The 18,299-nt window shown below is 45.7% G+C and carries 7 protein-coding genes; all 7 read right to left on the reverse strand.

Annotated elements, in window-relative coordinates; translation table 11 throughout:
- Positions 1 to 159: 159 nt before the first annotated feature.
- From dpdD to dpdE, 7 genes are read right to left on the reverse strand one after another with little or no spacing between them, the layout of a single operon-like run.
- Positions 160 to 2,415 carry a protein DpdD gene (gene dpdD / locus QEH52_RS04025; RefSeq protein ID WP_308948771.1) on the reverse strand — a complete coding sequence of 752 codons (2,256 nt, stop codon included), beginning with the start codon at positions 2,413 to 2,415 and terminating at the stop codon, positions 160 to 162.
- Positions 2,412 to 7,631 carry a protein DpdJ gene (gene dpdJ, locus QEH52_RS04030; RefSeq protein ID WP_308948772.1) on the reverse strand — a complete coding sequence of 1,740 codons (5,220 nt, stop codon included), beginning with the start codon at positions 7,629 to 7,631 and terminating at the stop codon, positions 2,412 to 2,414. Before dpdJ ends, dpdD begins: the two co-directional genes overlap by 4 nt.
- Before the next feature lie 22 nt (positions 7,632 to 7,653).
- Positions 7,654 to 8,361 carry a hypothetical protein gene (locus QEH52_RS04035; protein ID WP_308948773.1) on the reverse strand — a complete coding sequence of 236 codons (708 nt, stop codon included), beginning with the start codon at positions 8,359 to 8,361 and terminating at the stop codon, positions 7,654 to 7,656.
- Positions 8,358 to 11,531 (reverse strand): protein DpdH, encoded by a 3,174-nt coding sequence (gene dpdH, locus QEH52_RS04040; protein WP_308948774.1) that lies wholly within the window; start codon positions 11,529 to 11,531, stop codon positions 8,358 to 8,360. Before dpdH ends, QEH52_RS04035 begins: the two co-directional genes overlap by 4 nt.
- A 4-nt stretch (positions 11,532 to 11,535) precedes the next feature.
- Entirely contained in the window at positions 11,536 to 12,441 is a 906-nt protein-coding gene (gene dpdG, locus QEH52_RS04045) for a protein DpdG (protein ID WP_308948775.1), read from the reverse strand.
- The gene (dpdF, locus tag QEH52_RS04050) at positions 12,438 to 14,960 is read right to left on the reverse strand and encodes a protein DpdF (RefSeq protein WP_308948776.1); all 2,523 of its coding nucleotides are present in this window, start codon (positions 14,958 to 14,960) and stop codon (positions 12,438 to 12,440) included. Before dpdF ends, dpdG begins: the two co-directional genes overlap by 4 nt.
- The gene (dpdE, locus tag QEH52_RS04055) at positions 14,957 to 18,277 is read right to left on the reverse strand and encodes a protein DpdE (RefSeq protein WP_308948777.1); all 3,321 of its coding nucleotides are present in this window, start codon (positions 18,275 to 18,277) and stop codon (positions 14,957 to 14,959) included. The genes dpdF and dpdE overlap by 4 nt, the downstream gene beginning before the upstream one ends.
- Positions 18,278 to 18,299 lie beyond the last annotated feature (22 nt).

Below are 18,299 nucleotides of genomic sequence, written 5' to 3' on the forward strand. Positions count from 1 at the left end.
AGAACGCAGATGCACTTATACAAACTAGAGCCAGGAGAGCCAGTGGCAGTTGGACGGGGTTCTGGAATTAGCTCACCGCACTTTTAATCACACCCGTCGAAAGCTGAATCATTGAGATTTCGGTATACCAAGGCTGGTTCTATCGATCATTTCTAACCACTAAGGGATAACGGCATTAAACAATGAGGACACAATGCTAGATGACCCCTTTCCTGCTGGATAAATAAGATCTGAGCGCTCTTTACCGCGATTCGCTTTGATGAACTCTGTCGCAGCATGCTTAGCACTTCGAGTTGCCACAACAAAGTAGTCAGAATCCTGCGCTAAGCCTTTCAGCTTATCTGAACCACCACAGTCACTTGACACCCGCACATCTGCAGAAGGGAACAACTTCTCAATCACAGCTTTCGCACGCGCACCTGCTGATTCAGTCAGCGTATAGATTGCAATAAACTTGCCGGAGAGATCTATACCCGGGGCATCTGGCGTCACCTCCTGTAGGTCAGGACTAATCGCCTGATAATCTGAAGCGAACCCTAGGTCATCCGAAAGCAGACGGAACATCTCCCACTGATCTACACGAACCTTTCGACTATATACTGTAATTCGAGATAAAACAGCACTGTAGAAACTGCTTAATGCTTCAGCATCTAGAACTGAGTGCATCGCAAGCAAATCAAGTGTATCTAGAGCCCAGTCGAGTTTAGAAACACTCCCCTGACTGCTCCAGAGTTCGTCCAGATATTCAAACAGTTCACCATACTGTGCCTTGCTCAAACCCGCCTCTAAGGATGCCGAGAGAAGTGTCTCTACTGTATTCCAATCTTCACAACTAAAAGAATCCCCGAGAACTAGCACTTCTACGAGTGACGAATATATTGGCAGAAACTCACGAGCACCCACACCATCCTTCAGGAAAAAAGAAACCAAATGGGGCAATGACAATTGTAGCACATGCTGAGCCTCTGAACTGCAAGCAGAGAGCGCAGTGGCTAACTCACGGACTACCTCTGGTGAGTTCAAGTATACCGCAGCATCCCACTCGACCGATTCTCGCGCAAGCTTCAGCAAGGAATCATCTCCAAAACTACCTGCATTAAGAGCCTCAAACCATGCCCTCCAATTTGATGGCAGTTCCTCTGCACCTTCGCGAGTTAGTGTTTCAACACGTTCCCATAAATTTCGATAACGCTTAGTCTTAAATACGAGATCTTGAGATTGCGGATCTAATGCTTCGAATCGCTGTTGAACAATCAATGCAGTCTCCGAGCTTTCCAATTCCTCGAAGCATTCAAGCATAAGTCTCAAACTTTCAATTGAAACTTCAACCGACAACAACTGCTGCCACGCGGTATCAAAGTCATTTCTATCAAACGTCTGCGCTGCGCGCTCTACGGGCGACAGTGGAATCTCTTCTTTAGGAGCCTCAGGCAATTTCACCTGCGCGGCCAATTCCTGTGCGAACTCGAAGTATTGACTACCGTCAAGTAGCCCCAACAACTTTGGAATCTGCGCAACACGAGGATGCTCATCCCCAACAGCTGCGAGCAGAAAAGTTATGAGAACCGAGTCGTTCAATGATCTTCCGGGTGTCTTCAATAAGCTGCGATAACGCACGCCGAAATCAGTCCTGTAATAATGTAAGGCGCCGTCAACATCACCAGTATCCGCATAACTCGAAAGTTCATCCTGCCACAACGCTTCCACCAGCAACTCTGTGACATGCCGCGGTCTTTGCATCGACTTCAAGTAAGTCAGCTGTGAGTGCTGAGCAATGGCACCCCACCGACCGAAAGCTGCAAGCATCTCAATTTCGAGAAATACTACATTCTCCGCACTCAAACGACCACTGCCCTTTAATTCATCAAGGATATTCCCTGAGCTTGCCTCACTTCCATTCGCCAAAGACAAGAAGAATTCACGAAGAAGTGCCTCCGTAGTTCGTAAGAGTGTGGACTTCAATTGTGGCTTCAACCTCCAAACTGACCGCAACCGTTCCAATGCTCGGCGAACTTCTTTATTTCGTGATCGATATACCGGCAAGCGATAGGCCCACTGTCCACCAATCCAATTGAGCAAAGCAGAATCCGCGCTATCGGAATCATCCAAGTGAAATCGTTGACCATCAAACTGAGTTCCAACAGAACCAACAAAGGCCATAAGGTCGCCACGTAATTGCTCCGCCTGCGCTTCATTAAAAGCGATCACATACCAGTAAATATGGTTTGATTCTGTAACACGCGGCAGAATCAAAGGGTTATCCCGTGGAGGTAAACTCGACTCAACCCAATCAGCGGCACTTCGAGCAGAAGTCGAAGATCGCCCCTCCATTTCCTGCATCGTCCAAGCACACCCGTCGGCATAGAATCTCTCTAATCCAAGCAAGTCCTCATCATTCCAATTTGCCAATTTCATACTTCGCCCTCCGCAAAATAGTTATGACTCATTTCAAAGAGGAATTTGGCAGCCCGCTTAGGATCAATTTCTAATTCAACTGTCTCCTCTAGCACTTCGATCCCATTATAGGTAAAGTTCATAGATCCCTTCAGTGAAAAGCTATCTCCAGCAAAGCCTTTAGTATGCAGCACCGATCGATTTGAATCGATTTTCAATCGCTCAGAGGTCCCGTCCAATCGCGCTAACTCTCGTAGGCGGTTACAAAATGATTTATTATGCTCATCGGGCCGCGTCACTACTTTCAATCGAGTCTCCGGACTACTCTTCAAACTGTAAGCCAGCAACTCTGAGAGTCTCAGGTAACTCTTAGGCCAAGCAGGTTCGATTCCAGAATATGCGCCCGCACGATTATCAAGTAACGGAAGGTCTGTAACCCATGGTGACACTAGCCAAATATCACGACTAGGAAATAATAACTCCGTGGCAATCAAGCTCTCCAACAAGTCTCGAACCTCATCACGACTCCCCTTCATCGTTTTCACAATTAGACGAGCCGAGGCTTTATCATCTTCATCAGTTCCTAGGTCAGTCGTGACCTCCCCAGGAGCGACTAATTCGAGTGTCACATTGACGTGCTCATTATCGCGTGTAACTGCACGGAAGCGTGGGTATAGAAGAAGCGTGCCTGTATCAACCGGATTACTAAGTAACTCCAGAAGGCTCAACCTGAAGTGCTCAATAGCCTCGACAGGGGCACTAAGCACTGAACGTCCGGCTTCAATTAAGGATGTGACTAAAGCCCGCTCCCATCGTTCAGAACCGTATAAGACTCCAACATCCTCAGTCGCAAGCGCATCGATCACAAGAAAACGCTCAGGACTCAATACCTCCGCATAAGGATTTCTAAGTTCTAGCGAATGATTTCTAGCTTGTGTGCCCCGTGCCCACAGGAGTCCTGCAATCGTCACAAAACGCCACTGTCGACGGTCTTGCCCGGGACCAAGAGGCAAGACACCTCCAAGAGCTTGATCTAATGAATCATCTGCGCTTAGTGCATATGCAAGAGCACGAGGTTCAATTTCGACACCTAGTCGAACCTCCTCATCGCACCATCGCTGCAGGACATCTCGAATCAAAGAATCTGTCGCGATATTACTCCCTGGGCGCAATAAGCGTGCTGACATCGTCGTAATAACTGAGTGAGTCGTCTGGAGACCTTTACGCTTCAAGGAAGAACGCAAATCCTCAAACGCTGCCGTCAAAGCATTCTGGGTCGAAGCACTACGTAACACAGAAACTAACTCCTGCAGTTCGCAATCATCTTCCAACCAAGATAGGAATCGCTTCAACTCGTCATCTACAATTTCAAAATCCGATCTTCCAAGGGATCCCTTTAATAGATCCAGAAATCGACGTGGCTCTTCTGCAAATTTAGGAAGTAACCGCTCAATGACGCCTCCACCACCAGGACTCGTTTCTGAGAGCCAAATCTCAGCAACATCCGAATCAGCATCGGAAATTGCACGACAAGAAATGCCTGAATCAAGATCCACGACTAAATCATCCACATCAACATCAGGGCAAAGCGCCTGAATCGTATCACGAAAGGCAGCACCAAAGGTCGCCAAGTATTTTTGACGAAGCCATGCTTCACTAGAAATCGAATCATCCGACCAAAGTAGCGGCACTAGCTCATTCAAGATCCCTCGAACCGCATCATCTTCTAACAATTCACGTAACTCAGCCTGTCTCGACTGTTCCAGTTGAGTCGCTTCATCATCAGGAGTGCCTTCATCGCAGGTGGAAACACTTTGAAAGATAACTTCCAATACAGAAGACAGCGAGAAGGCAGTTTCTCCTTGAAATGTCCCCCAAGCCTCTTCTAGCGATATCTCCTGTTCAATTGCGATTGAATTAATTGCACTCAATACGATCTCAGCAAACCATTGTCGCTGAAACGTATTAGCCATTCCGTCAAATCGTGGTTCATTCTGGACGCGCCATTTGAAATACGAACTCTTCAAACTCGGCATCTTTTGCTCAGAAATATTTGATCCAAACCAGTCATCAGGGAATTTTAACCGCACACGAATCGCGTCGGCGTCGAAAGCAAAACCTAGAGCTGCCGGACTGAGTTCATCATCCACATTTATCCCGAACTTACAGTTTATATCAAGATCCTCTCCAGATTTAAAACGTAAGTTCGCGGTAGAGCCTAAGGCAAACCGAGTCACCCGAATTGGTTGATGCAATCGGTGTGTAAAGAAACGCACGCCCTCAATAATAGGACTCCATTCTGATCGCGGTGGTAGATCTAATTCCAAACCTGCATCCTCCCCCTCTGGTGCCAAAATCTGGGAGCGCCAATCCAGCATCGCATTTGATGAATCTGAAATGGTATTGTCTGCATCATTACTCACATGCATTGCATAGGGGCGATAAACGGGGATTTCAGCAATCGCACCATGCTCATCTCGATACGGGAATACACCGATCTCAACGCGCTCCTCCGAGGAGCAAAACGAATCAATTGAAATACTCTGCTGTGCGTCACCTGCTGGATCAATGCCGATCCAATGCCGTGACAAACTATGCCAAACGCCATAGCGGTGCGAGATGCGTCCCGGAGCAAATTCCCGCAGTGCTTGAGTCGCGGGCAGATAGTTCACTTCTTCAGGCCCATGCAGTCTCTGGACAGCCCATATGGCTACCTCCGGTAAATTTAGATCACTAAACAAGCTTGCAGGAATAAACTCAGGAAGCGGATGGAAATTTGGATATCCAACATGATATTCCTGACCAACTTGATCTCCACTCATCCAATTCGTTTCAAAACGGCGTAACAACGTCGGAATCACCGATGTCATCAAAGCTCTAGGAGCCTCCCATAATAGCGAATTGATCTGCTCGGAGTCCTCTGATGCGTTTAAGTTTAGTGAATACTTAAGCCAATCACTTAATCGGTCCAACTCAGGACCACCGACAATGACGGATGATAAAATCTCCGCAGCCTTTTGCTGCCTCCTTTTAGGATTTGGATGCTCCGAAGGGCCACTCGCATCATTCCAAAAGTGCCCGGGGCCAGTATGAACCAACTCAGACGACAACCAGTCCATCATTGAATAGACTGCTTGCATCTTCAAGACATGACGATTCCCCAAGGGAAGCTCACGTGGAGTCAGTTCCGGATCGAAGAGCAAATCATACCCCTGATATGCGATACGGTCGCGACCATAATCAGATAGCACTACGACAGTCCAAGGCCTCATTTCACGACGTCTACCAGAACGTCCCTTTCGCTGTAAGAACGCTGCCGAATCTTGCGGAGCCTTATGCTGTAGAACTGCACCCACCTCAGGATCATTAAAACCGACCTCTAGAGACGCGGTAGCCGCAAGGATATCGGCTCCACCATCCACACCTGAGTCTTGCGATGACACACGAGCGACCCGCAAATGCTCATTCGAATCCAACACATGGCCGATACTCTCGCACAGGTCCCAAGACTGTCCATACAGGAAGCGTGCCCCGTGAGCATCTTGACTCGACGCTCTTAAGTTAGCAAGAGATCCCTTTTTATGCCGAATGAAATCTGGTTGCCCCTTGGCATTCAACCCCTCTGCGTCAAGCAAGTTGAAAAACAGACGATTGGTCACGTCCAGATTATCCGTAAACACGAACAGCTTCTTTCCATACACTCCGTTGGACTGGGCACGAATACGCGGGTCCAAGCAGCGTCGCATCAACATCGACGTTTGAATCGTCGTCGAAAGGAGGCTAGCCCCAGAAACAGGGTCGCCTTTAACTGCCACGGAATACTCCATGCCCTCTTCTATCATTTCACCATCTAAAGGTGAGACTTCCTCGACCAAGCGATCATAGATACCAACTAACTTCGCGAAAAACGAAGAGGCCTCTCTCAAGGTCGCCGATAGACCGACATAGTGCGGCTTACAATTAGCCCTATGCCTCCATCGACGAAGAAGATAAGCCACCTGCGCTCCGTGTGTTCCTGAGTAGGTATGCACTTCGTCCAAGAGCACTAGTTCAGGCTTCTGATTCGCCGGGGTTCCAATTCCAAACAGGTGGCATAACCGAGAATCAGTCATTCGCCGGTTCAACATTTCTGTCGTAGTGAAAAGAATATCCGGAGGACTCTGCTTCATTCGATCACGAGTGAGGACGATCTCATCTTCTTCGATCGAAGCACTACAGTTGCTACAACTGCATACTAGACGTTCTGTATTTGAGCTGATATCGGCATTCAACCAAAGCATCTCACCCGAGCACGCTTCATCGGGGCATTGGATAAAAGGACAGGCAAAGCCATCACCAACTCGTTTCCACTTAGGGTCATTACCTTGTAGTTTCTCTCGATTATCAAGAGTCGGACCAAAAAAGGCACCAATCGTAATCGCACGACGTCCAGCGGCCTTGAGAAAGGGGTTGACAGTCCGTGCCATTCGGCAGGTTTCAGTGAACTGATCCTTTAATAGTTCGTTCCTAGGGTAAAGAGCGAGCGCACGTGTCCATTTACTAGAATCTCTTTCGATCATCCCAACCAAATGAGTAAACGCCGGCAGATAGAATGCGAGGGTCTTACCACTACCCGTCCCAGCACAAACAACAGACCCAGTCGAATATTTCCCTTCTTCTGACACCGGGAGAGAGTGCTGAGCAGCTTGAAGAATTCGCATTATTGAACGAACCTGAAAACCAGCGAGCAACCATCCGTCACTCTCATCGGAGATATTAAGCATCCTGTTAAGCGTATCCTCTTGCAACGAGGACAAAGACAATTGTGCACTTCCAGTGCACAACTCAACCACTTCGCGGGCCACACAGTCTCGCTGAGGATACTTCCGAGCTCGTAGTAATAATCTAAAATCAGCCACAAGTGTGGAAGCAGTTTGCCAACCATTCACATCCCGCAAGTGCTTCGGGAATAACTGACGCAAACGAGCCAACAAGCGAAGAGTCTCTGCAAAACGAGTCCTGTAGCAGTAACTACCAGATTCATCCCACCGAAACAACAATCCTTGCGCTAAGAGCGCTTGGACGAGATCAAGTGGTTGACTAAAGAAATCCCACCCACCTTCTTCACAATCAAGAAAGATCTCTGCAAAATCCTCAAGCTCGGCCTCTTCCCAATGCCCATCAACGACACCCCATGATAAAAGTTGAGCTTCTTTACGTTCAAGCTCACCTAGAAATTTAGAGATCAGTTCTTCCATATTATAATCGGCGAGGCTCTTGCTATTTCACTTTAAAGTTTTTGAGCATATCTTTGCTCTTCAGCCATTCGAAGACTTCGACCTCCAGATCTGCCAGAGTAGCACCATTGAAACTTTTCACTCTTTTAATAAAAGATACCACGCCATCCGGGAGTTCACCTAGATCCAGAGCGGCTACCTGATCGCCGATCTCTTGACTCAACTGCTTCACCGTTTGGATACATACATCAATATCGGCATTAGGAAGCGTTTTCCCAAAATTAGTCAGTCGATCTTGCTTGGATTTCACTTCGCGAATCCCACGTGCACCGTCACCTAACTCAAGAAAGGGTTCCAAACTTTGAATGTCATGTGAAATACTCGAAATAAACCCCTGCCATGTCACTTTGAGGCTCTGTTCAAGCTCTCGAACTGTAGCCTGCAGACTGGCATCGCAGTTCGCCCATCGGTTATGCTTCAAGGCATCCTCTGGCTTATTATCTAATGCCTTACGCACAGGTTCAATTTTCTTGCGAACGGATGTGAATGAATAATCAACGACACTAAAATCAATCGCTGACTCCCGACTAAAATGCTTCGCGATTAAGCAAATTACTGTTAAGCGCTCTATCGATTTGTTCAGTCCATCTTCAATCGGTTGTATAGTCCGAATGACTTGCTCACGTGATGCACTTTCTGAAATATTCTCAATCTTACCGACCAATGACTTACTTGCGCTTACTAGATTCATAATTCACCTCCTTCTAATTGATTGAGAAAGCCATCGATCGTCTCAATAGCACTCAAACACTTGGTGGATATCGTATCGATAGATGGCGGTGCCGTCGCCAAGCGTTCGTCAGCTTTGGACGTAGTTTGTGTTAAGAATTCCTCATAAGCATCGAAAACCTTACGCGTTGTCAGTATAGTTTTATCATCGACTTTTGATACTGCGGATAGTTGCTGGCCAAAATCTGAAGATTCCGAAATTTTACGAATCAGCGAGACGCTCTCCTTTGTTTTACATTCAGATAAACTTCTAACTAAAGCTCGCAATTGCTCATATTGATAGTTCTTGCAATTATACACCTGTTGCTGATTCGCCTGCGTTAAAGTATTCAAAAACTCAGACTGCACCTGCTGTGAATCAAACTCTTCTCCGAGCCATTCTATAACGTCATCCATCCATAAGGATAAAAAACCTCCTCGCTCTTCAATGGATTTATCAAGTGTATTTTTAAGTGTGCGAACATGTTCACGCACTTGAGGCAGGTCCCGGAAGAGTGTGGTATCCAGATCATCTGGCAACTTCCACGTTTTTCTTGTCTCGCGAATGACTCCAATCAGAAACGAAGCATCCACTGCAAGCACCTTACTACCATCTCCTTGCCGAGCAGATGTATACTTCTTTAATACATCAATCAACGCAGGGCGAATATGTGAAATAGATGTGCATAGTTCCCCCCATTTCCCACTGACAGTATCAGATAAAGGTTCATTCAGTTTGTAAATTGAAGCGATATTATCGGAGTCAGTGTTCGTGGATGCACCATCCACATTTAGGATCCTTGAACCGATTAAAAGAGAATGGCACACCAGAGTTACCGCACTACGACTAAGGCCATGCGAACGCTTCATCAGTGAGACCTCCGCCTCTCTTGACATGCAGTCGATTAGGTTAAAATACGAACAATAATCATTCTCCGCGCCATCATAATCCCAAGACTTATGCTCATGATATCTTACGACTGCATTAATTGCTGCGAAAAATTGGTCATTTAACTCCGGAACATTTAAATCCTCATCGCGAGCGGCATACGCCAAGACATCATCTACCTTAGGGTTTCCGATAGTTACGTTTGGCAAAAAGATCTTAGTCTTATCGAGCGTTGGCTTTTCTATTAATAACGAATTCCAGTCTACATGCTCTCGGATTGCTTCAACGAGATAGCCACGTATTGCGGATGCATCTCCAGACTTTAAAATCTTATTTTCGCGCCAATTTACGATCTTTTGCGCCCAATCAGATTGTGGTGGCGGTGGTGGTCTTTCACCACATGCACCAAAATGTTTCTTGTTACACTTTGGACAAAGTGGCACTTCACACGGGCCATCGTGGTAACAATTACACTTCTTACAAAATGGTGGCGGTGCCACAGACCAATCTATAGCAGTCAAATTGAAGCAACTAAACAATCTGGGGTCAAGAGATGCTGCCTGCGCCACACCACGAGGATCATCCCCCCAAAAATAAACAAAAGCCTCTACTCGCTTCTTTTCATCAACGACGGCACGGCGACTAATTTCAGATGAAACGGTTAAGTCTAATTTGTTCCGGTTAAACTCTTGGAAGTTCTCAGGAGGAAATTGTCCCTGATCAAAGGCACGACGATGATCCACTAATGTATCCCGCAACACCCGGTTAATAAGCTTTCGAGGGTTAAATTCAAACTTATCACCCTTTTTGAAGTAATTCTGAACTAACTGACGAATGACCCCCTTGTTAAATGGAAATAATGAAACACCCGAATCTGAAGTGCCAAATGCCTGAATCAGGTCTACATCATCTTCAGATAATTCTTCCTTAATTTGCTGATAATAATCAGGCAACCACACGTCTGATTTATCAATGCTAGACAATCCACCATGACGCGTCTCGATCTCAGTCTTCCCCCATCGAGATGCATTCAAATATCCACCAACAAAATTAGAATAAACCTTAACCGCATCACTCTCACTGGAGAAAGGGAAATCTGAAATATGCCACACATATTGCGCACGCGTCATTACAGTTTCTTGACTCAACAAATTGCTGTAGCCTTCTGTCACAGCTAAAGCAGTCCGCATTGTGCATAAAACTTTTTTTCCATCACGAATACCTTCACGAATGATAGCATCTAGTAAGCTAAACTGGATGCCTGCCAAAGCCGCGAAGTCTTCAACCAAAAGCACAAGTTCAATATCATCGACAAGTAATTGCTCTCGTATTCTGACAAAAAGATCTGTTAGCGAACTCCCTCCGAAGTCAAGTAACTCACCAAGCGACTGATCGACTACTTCATTTAAGAAATAAATGGCATCAGAACGGTTCTTCCCATTTTGCTGTTTCAAGACATTCAGATATATCCTAACAGGCCCTGAGACTTCGCTCAGATTAACGTCATCTCCAAATTCAAGATCCTCCTCTCTAAACATATTCTGAGGTCCATCTACATCAGCAGAACCATTAATATACCGTGATGCAATGCGAGCCAGAACGCCTAATTCACCCGACTTATCGTAAGCCGCAAAGTGAGCCTTCAGAGTTGGATCTCCAAGAAGTGACGGAAGGCATTGCGGAGAACAGTGAGTCATCCGTTTCCGATCATTTTCTCGCTCATTACCACTAGCGATTCGCTCACGCGCCGCTCTAAAATTACGTTCAAGCGCAACGATTAGTTTCGACAGCAAACCGTAAGTCGCGTCGTCCAACTCCTTCGGCATACTTGCTGAAGATAATTCTTCATGCAGTTTCCGGTAAGTTCCTGACGTCTCAATTAAATCACAGAGAATCAAGTTGAGGACGGACTTTAAACTAGCACTCTTGGGGATACGAACAACATGACGTTTAACCCCATCTTGACGCCCTCGTAAATGAGCATCTAACCAGCGAATCATATGAGACTTACCCACACCTGAACTACCAACAATTGGTAGAAGCAGTGTCCCGGAAGGTAGATCATCAGACAGAAACGCTTCTAGCAAATCCTTCTCCTTTACATCTTTAGTATTGCTATTCGTAGCGCTAAACGTCGTTCGCGTTAACCGCATCGGTTGATGAACTGCTAAAAAGACGGCGTTAGACGCGGATTCAGCTTCTGTAGTCAGGCACTCCAAGCAATTTGCTGAAGAGGGCCATAAATCTATAAGAGATTTCGGCATAATCTTATATTTTGTTAGAAAGAAGAGTAAGGTGAGAGTAAGTTCCAACAATGGAACCGTTACGCCCAGTTAAAATCATGCGAACTGGAGCGTCTGATTTATTTTCACATTTTAGAATGCCTAAACTTTCGAGTCTCAAAATCGCACGACTTAGACTTGTAGATAGTTGCCCCGATGGTTGAGGATGCCACGCATGCTCACCTGTGGCAGTTTTAAGCCGCTCTTCCAAATCATCTCGATATTCGCCACCATCGACGACTGGTAAGCAATCAGCCAGTCCTGAGAGAAACTGATCCGCTTGAAGTGTTTTAATTTCACCGAAAACTTGAGGCAATGAATCACGAATTGCATTGGTGGGGTCGATAAGAAGTGAACCAGATACAGGAAAACGTCCGTTGGATGCAAAACCTAAATAAGTAACCCAATCCTTAAATCCACTCCAACGTGTATCATTTTGTGCAATCAGATTAGCATCCTCCCCCATTTGATGATGGATTCTTGGTTGTGCTTCGCTCCACGAATTACAATCAAATGTATATACGTCCTGTGCCAACAACCAAGCCGTTGCCCTACAGAAGTCAGATGCCTTAGAGTCTTCGACTTCCCACAATCGTTGGTTGTTTTCTGATCGAAGAACATGCTCACGCGCTTGCTTCGGCAAAAGATGGAGGCTACGATCCGCTTTCTTGATATCTTGATTAATTGAAACGCGGTCAGCATTCTTTGTCAGTAGTCCTAAATCACACCATGTATTTAAAGTCTGCCTAGTTTCTTTAGGATCAACAACCCCGTCAGGAGCACATAAACTGATAATCTTATCATAATCCGTAGGACCTTCTTGCAACAGAAGTTTATAAATTACAGTAAGAACGCTTCTGTTCCCATCACCTGGACGATTTAAAATACTCATAACTCTAATTGATTTCTAAATAAGGACAGCCTAACAACAGCAGGAGGTTGAACATCACCAATAAGTCTCCCAGGATGGCGTGAATCCTGCAGGCCTTCAGGCAGCAAAATAATATGCAATGGACGTTCCACTAAAAACAATTCCTCCGGAAAAATTGAACCTACAAAACTAGCGTCCAAAATAGTTAAACACGCCAAAGGCCAACCTCCCGCACCAATACGATCCTCTTCGCCTAAATCACGAATACATACAAAGCGCTCAGGTTGAGCCTTCTGATGCAACTGAACGAAAGCCTTCGTCCAAAAAACATCAGTCCGAAGTGCGGAAGGAACCACCACTTCACGTATGCCCTGACCGACTAAGCGGATCATCAGATCAACTAGTCTAGATTCTTCAATTCCAGGGGGATAAGTAACAAGCAATAGTTTTGTAGATCTAGTTTCAAAAATAGATTCCAAAGTTTGTGAAACTTTCCAGCCTAATCCCTTAGGAGGATAAACGGGGTATCCATTCTGCCCAACATCAACATCAATACCAACAGTAGCCACCTGATACAACTTACATAGAATCGCAGTGATTTCTTCGGTTCCCTTCAGGACTTGACTCATGCGAGTCCAGTTAATCCGTGCGTAGTCTAAAGTCTTTGTTCTAGAATTAGCGATAACAGTATTCCAAAAGTCAGGATCCAAGGTGTCATTGCGTTTAAGTCGAATTGGACAAGTCGACCAATACGTTTCTAAACCCGCTTCCGTCTTCTGCTTAAAACTTTCATCCGACTCACCGTCGACCTGTAGAAACTCAGGAACTGGACGACTTATAATTTCTAAGGCTCCAGATCTCTCCAGTAATAAAATCGTCTTAAGGTTCCATTCCTTATTCAGTTCAGAATCCCATGATTTCCCCGGACGTAATGAACGTAGATCTGCAAGGAAAACATCATCTTCTATCCATCGCTCAGGCTTACGGTCAAACAGACTTTTCCAGCGCTCTAATGCGAGTTCCTCAGTAATCACAGATGGCGTGGAGATTCCATGTGCCGTCTTACTATCTCTATCTGTCCACAATAACATTGATACAGTCGAATAACCATCACGTCCACCACGTCCGATCTCTTGATAAAAGCGATCAATCGTCTCCGGCACACAAGCGTGTATCACTAGGCGAATGTCCCCCTTGTCCATCCCTAATCCAAAGGCAGAAGTCGCAACCATGATATCAACTTCATTATCACGCCATTGCTGAATTGCTTGTTCACGCAATGGTCCTGTCGTATTTCCATGCACACGCGCAACTCGTTTATACCCTTCATCTTTCAATCGAGTATACCAACGATCGGCTAAGCTTCGTTCAGTCGTATACAAAATCACAGGTCTAGGTCCGTGCTTCAAAGTTTCAAGAACACGCTCAGTCTGCTCATTCAATGACATACAGTGCCTTAAGAAATATTGTGGTTCAGGTCGAAGGTGAACAGATGCAAGCACATCGATGTTTTCTCTTGGACCGTAAAAAGTCGCGATCGATTCAAATGCTTCATCCGTTAATGTCGCCGTCATCAAGACAGTCCTAAAACTCCGTCCTTCAGGGCAGATGCTACGTATCTGCCTCCACAATCCTGCCATGGATTGAAACTCAGGTCGGAAACCATTTCCCCATTGCGAAATCATATGAGCTTCATCTACAATAAATGCTCGTATAAGCCCACTCTGTGCTGCCACTGCAAGTGAGGTCGACAATGTGCCAACTACGCTCTCCGGAGAGGCATATAAGATGCGCTGCTGTCCCGAACGGATACGCTCTTTAATTGCTTTTTTATCCGCGGCACTAAGATTCGAGTGCCATGCATCTACGCACAAGCCATCGCAATGCTTCTTCGCCTCGTGCATTTGATCGTATGCTAAAGCAATCGTAGGAACAACAACAATAGAGACACCAAGATCTGGACCAAACAACGCCGCAGACAAACCAACTAAACTCTTCCCAGAACCAGTCGGCAACACGACGACATTGATCGAATCTTGCTTTGACAATGCAACAGCACGAATAACGTCCCGTTGCGCACAAGAAAGATACTCAGTGATGCCAAAGCGATCTGTCACTGCCGGATCACATGGCACCTTCTTCTCTAGCCTTACTGGCTTACCCTCTTCTACCAAATGAAAAGGGCTGGGATTGGGATGATCTAACCAACTTGGTGACCAATCATCTGCCTCAACAATTTGAAAGCCCATTTTAGGTGATGTCCCAATAGAACAACCATGGCTTTCCCAAATCCCCCGACTCGGCCACGGCAATTCAATAGGAACCCACAGACGAGCAATAACTCCTCGACTAACAGACTCACACCGTAGAACGAAGCGAATAAGCCCAGCCAAATCAACATCTCCGACTAGAGCAGACTCCTCTTGTAGTGCCTTTAATGCTATGCGCAGACGTTCACAGTGATGTCCTTCAAAAGCCTCAGAAGGAACCACTTGATCGGGCCAATTCCTTAAAATTTGACTGATTATTTCAAAACTCATTCCTCATTACCTGGGAAAGGGTATCCAGCGAGGAACACAACGCCTGCTGCATCCAAGCGTAAATTCGGTTGCTTCACACCACTCATCAAAGCACCTCGCATTTGCATCTCTTGCATCAATTCAGCCTCTGCATGAGTCAATTCGGCTTCTGTGTATGCCGATTCTCGAAGTGCATCGATACGACTCTGAAACTGCCCTTGAACAATCGTAGTTTGCTTTTTCAAACGATCAACGGAAGCTTGAATTAATTGCGGCAAATCTAACTCACGGATCATCACATCTTTGGCATGAGAACAGGCCGTCCTACATAATTCAGGCCAGCCTTCGGCATTGAAAAAAGGTTGCTTCTGGACAACATCCCAACGTTTCGGATTTATATTCTTATCAGCTCTCCCACTAGAATAAGCTGGGGCCAATTCTGACAATACCTCAGTCGTTACAACATCAAAGTCCTCGTTCAACCATATCGAGCGAGTAATCGGAGATAAAATCGAATCACCACGCCGCTTTAACTCAACCGCACCAAGTGAACCACTGTCCTTCGACAATTCCCCTCCTGCCTCATTGCCCAATTCGATGAGGAAATCAAAACGGAAATAAGTTTGGACGTCACCGACAGGGACACTCTCTGAATGACGCCAGAATGCAAAAGCGATTCCTCGATCGTCCCAGCGAAGATAGCGATGCAAGCAATCGACCAAACTGTTTCCGATACGTGCTAAACCTACATTCCTACAGCGAGAGGTCTCCCGATTATAAGACATTGGCCATGTTAAAGGCCCATGGAATTTCTCATGCTTAGCTTCTTTCTGAATACACGATTCAAACCAATTAACAAAATCACGCGTAGATACTAAGCTTGGCTTACGAGAATCGCTCGAAACGTAATAATAACGCACAACAGCACTATCGCGAGGTCCATCGTCACCAACTCGAATAAACTGTAGACGATTCACCAACCACGACTCTAATACACGCTGAAAATCATTCTGATCTTCAAAGTCCTCAATTTGTTGAGTCAAGTCAGGCCCATCCTCAAAAGAAAAGACCTCAATCGCATCTAAGGCATCTTGAGCTCGAATCTGACGCAACTCATTCATGAGAGTTCCACTCTCTCCTTTTAATTCTTCCGATGAATCAAGTATGCATTGGACACCTTCATTTAGTAGTAAACCCGACATCTTCGACACTGATTCACCCACCACATACTGCAATGCTGCAATAGACCTAGAAAAGACCTCATAAGCATCGTTAAGGCAACTGAACCATGCTGCATGATAAGGGCACTCTTGAGGGAGTAAAGACAGAGACTCCACAGGAAAACCAACACCAAATCGATCTAATCGTCCAATTCTCTGTTCGATTCGATTAGGTAGCATCGGCAAATCGCCATGAACGATACAGGTCCGACCGCCCTGTAAATTCAATCCTTCTTCTGCCTTATAATCACAAACTAGCACAGCAGGTATTTGATCACCTTTAAAAGCCTCCCAGTCACTCTCACTTGTATGATGACGATAGACAGGCTCTTTATGTAAGTCCTCAAGAAAAGCATATACTTCATCTGCATAACTTGGACTCGTTACAAAAACGACGACACGTTTCCCATCATCCAATTGCTCAGAAACAAGATCATCCAGAGCATCCAAACGCGGTTCATGGATATCATCATATCCGTTTAAGATTTCAAGAATCCCAAGCAACAACTCACGCTCCTCTGGAAAAGTATCAGTTATGCTAAGTAGCTTAAATTCGTCTAATCCGAGAAGAGGCCCCCACTCTCCAGATTGCGCTACCTCCAGCTTTAAACGCATAGAAATAAAACACTTCAGAGCATTTAAGTCACAGAGGACAAGCTCCAACAATACCCCGAACATTTGGTTCAAGCATTTCGACTGCGAAGACTCTTCTTCACCCCAAACATGAGCAGACGCACTCACACGCCAGGACTCAAGATGTCCTTCAACTAAACGATAAACATCGTCCTCATACTCAACTGTCCGAATACCATCTCTTCCGGGAAGAAGGCCTTCAAGTTCCTCAGATCTCCGATTACGAAGCAAACGTCGATGTAACCGATATGTCTCGCTGAGATGGACACGGACAGCACGAATGATAGCTCTTCTTTCCGGAGAGTTATCATCCACGTCAAATCCGAGGTATGGCCTCAACTGAACCAACAATGTTAGCAAACGTGAATCATTGGGAAACATGTCAGATAATTCATCAGCCATGCCCTCCAAAAAAAGTCCCATTTGATCTTCTGTAAATGCATGAAATTTATCAGCAAGATCCTGGCGTTTATCAACCTTCTGCCGAAATGCCTCTTTCTGACCAAGATCATAAACTGCTGGGTCTAAGAGGTGTAGAAGCGCAAGGAAGCCATCCTCATTACGACGAACCGGAGTTGCCGACAGCAATAACAATCGAGGCGTATGAACTGGATTCGAAAACCGGGATAATGCCAAGTAGCGCTCTCTCAATGGATCTCCTGCCTCAAGATCCCAGCCCATTACAGCTTGGTGCGCCTCATCAACAATAAGGAATCCCGCATCAATGCCATCTAACAGTGTCGGATCACCTGCCAAATCTTCCAAAGAGATGAAATCAACTTGATGCCCAAACTCGACACCGATCTGACAGCGATCTCTTAGTTCAACAATCCACTGATCAATCAATGCTTCTGGAACTACAATGACAGAATCATGTTTGTCAGGATGATCTAAGATATACTGCCGCAGTATTAGACCAGCTTCAATGGTCTTCCCCAGACCGACCTCATCAGCCAATAAATAGCGCTGAACAGGATCTTCGAGAACTCGTCGCACAACTTCAACTTGATGACGTTCCAATGAGACCGGGGCAGACAGCAAAGTAGACATCCCTGAACAAGCTGCACGCTGCTTTACAAGCGCAGCGAGTAAGTCAGATCTAGCACCATGAAAGTAAGGTGTTTCTGTCAATCGATAAGCCAGATGCTCACAAGGATCATCAATCGGCATATTCCATCGAGTCAGAACATCTTTCTCTGGCAGCTTAATTTTAACCTGATTCGGTAGAGCAATAAAACAATCTTCATCGATATGCCCATCAATACGTCCAATACGCCAGCAACCAGAGTTCTGGTCAAAAAAGTAAGCACGTGTTTGAGGGTCTAAGTGAACTCTACGCACGTCCGATTTATCCACCCATACTGTTTTACGGTCATCACAAGTTGGTGAGTCAAAATACTCAATTTCAACGAGTTCATCGCTACGAGACAGTAATTTCCCGATGCCAAAATCAGAATGAGTAGTGGAGAGAAGAAAACAGGACATTTGGGGTATAGTCTGATTCGAT

Source organism: Thalassobacterium maritimum, assembly GCF_031127805.1.
GTDB classification, from domain to species: Bacteria; Verrucomicrobiota; Verrucomicrobiia; order Opitutales; family Coraliomargaritaceae; genus Thalassobacterium; species Thalassobacterium maritimum.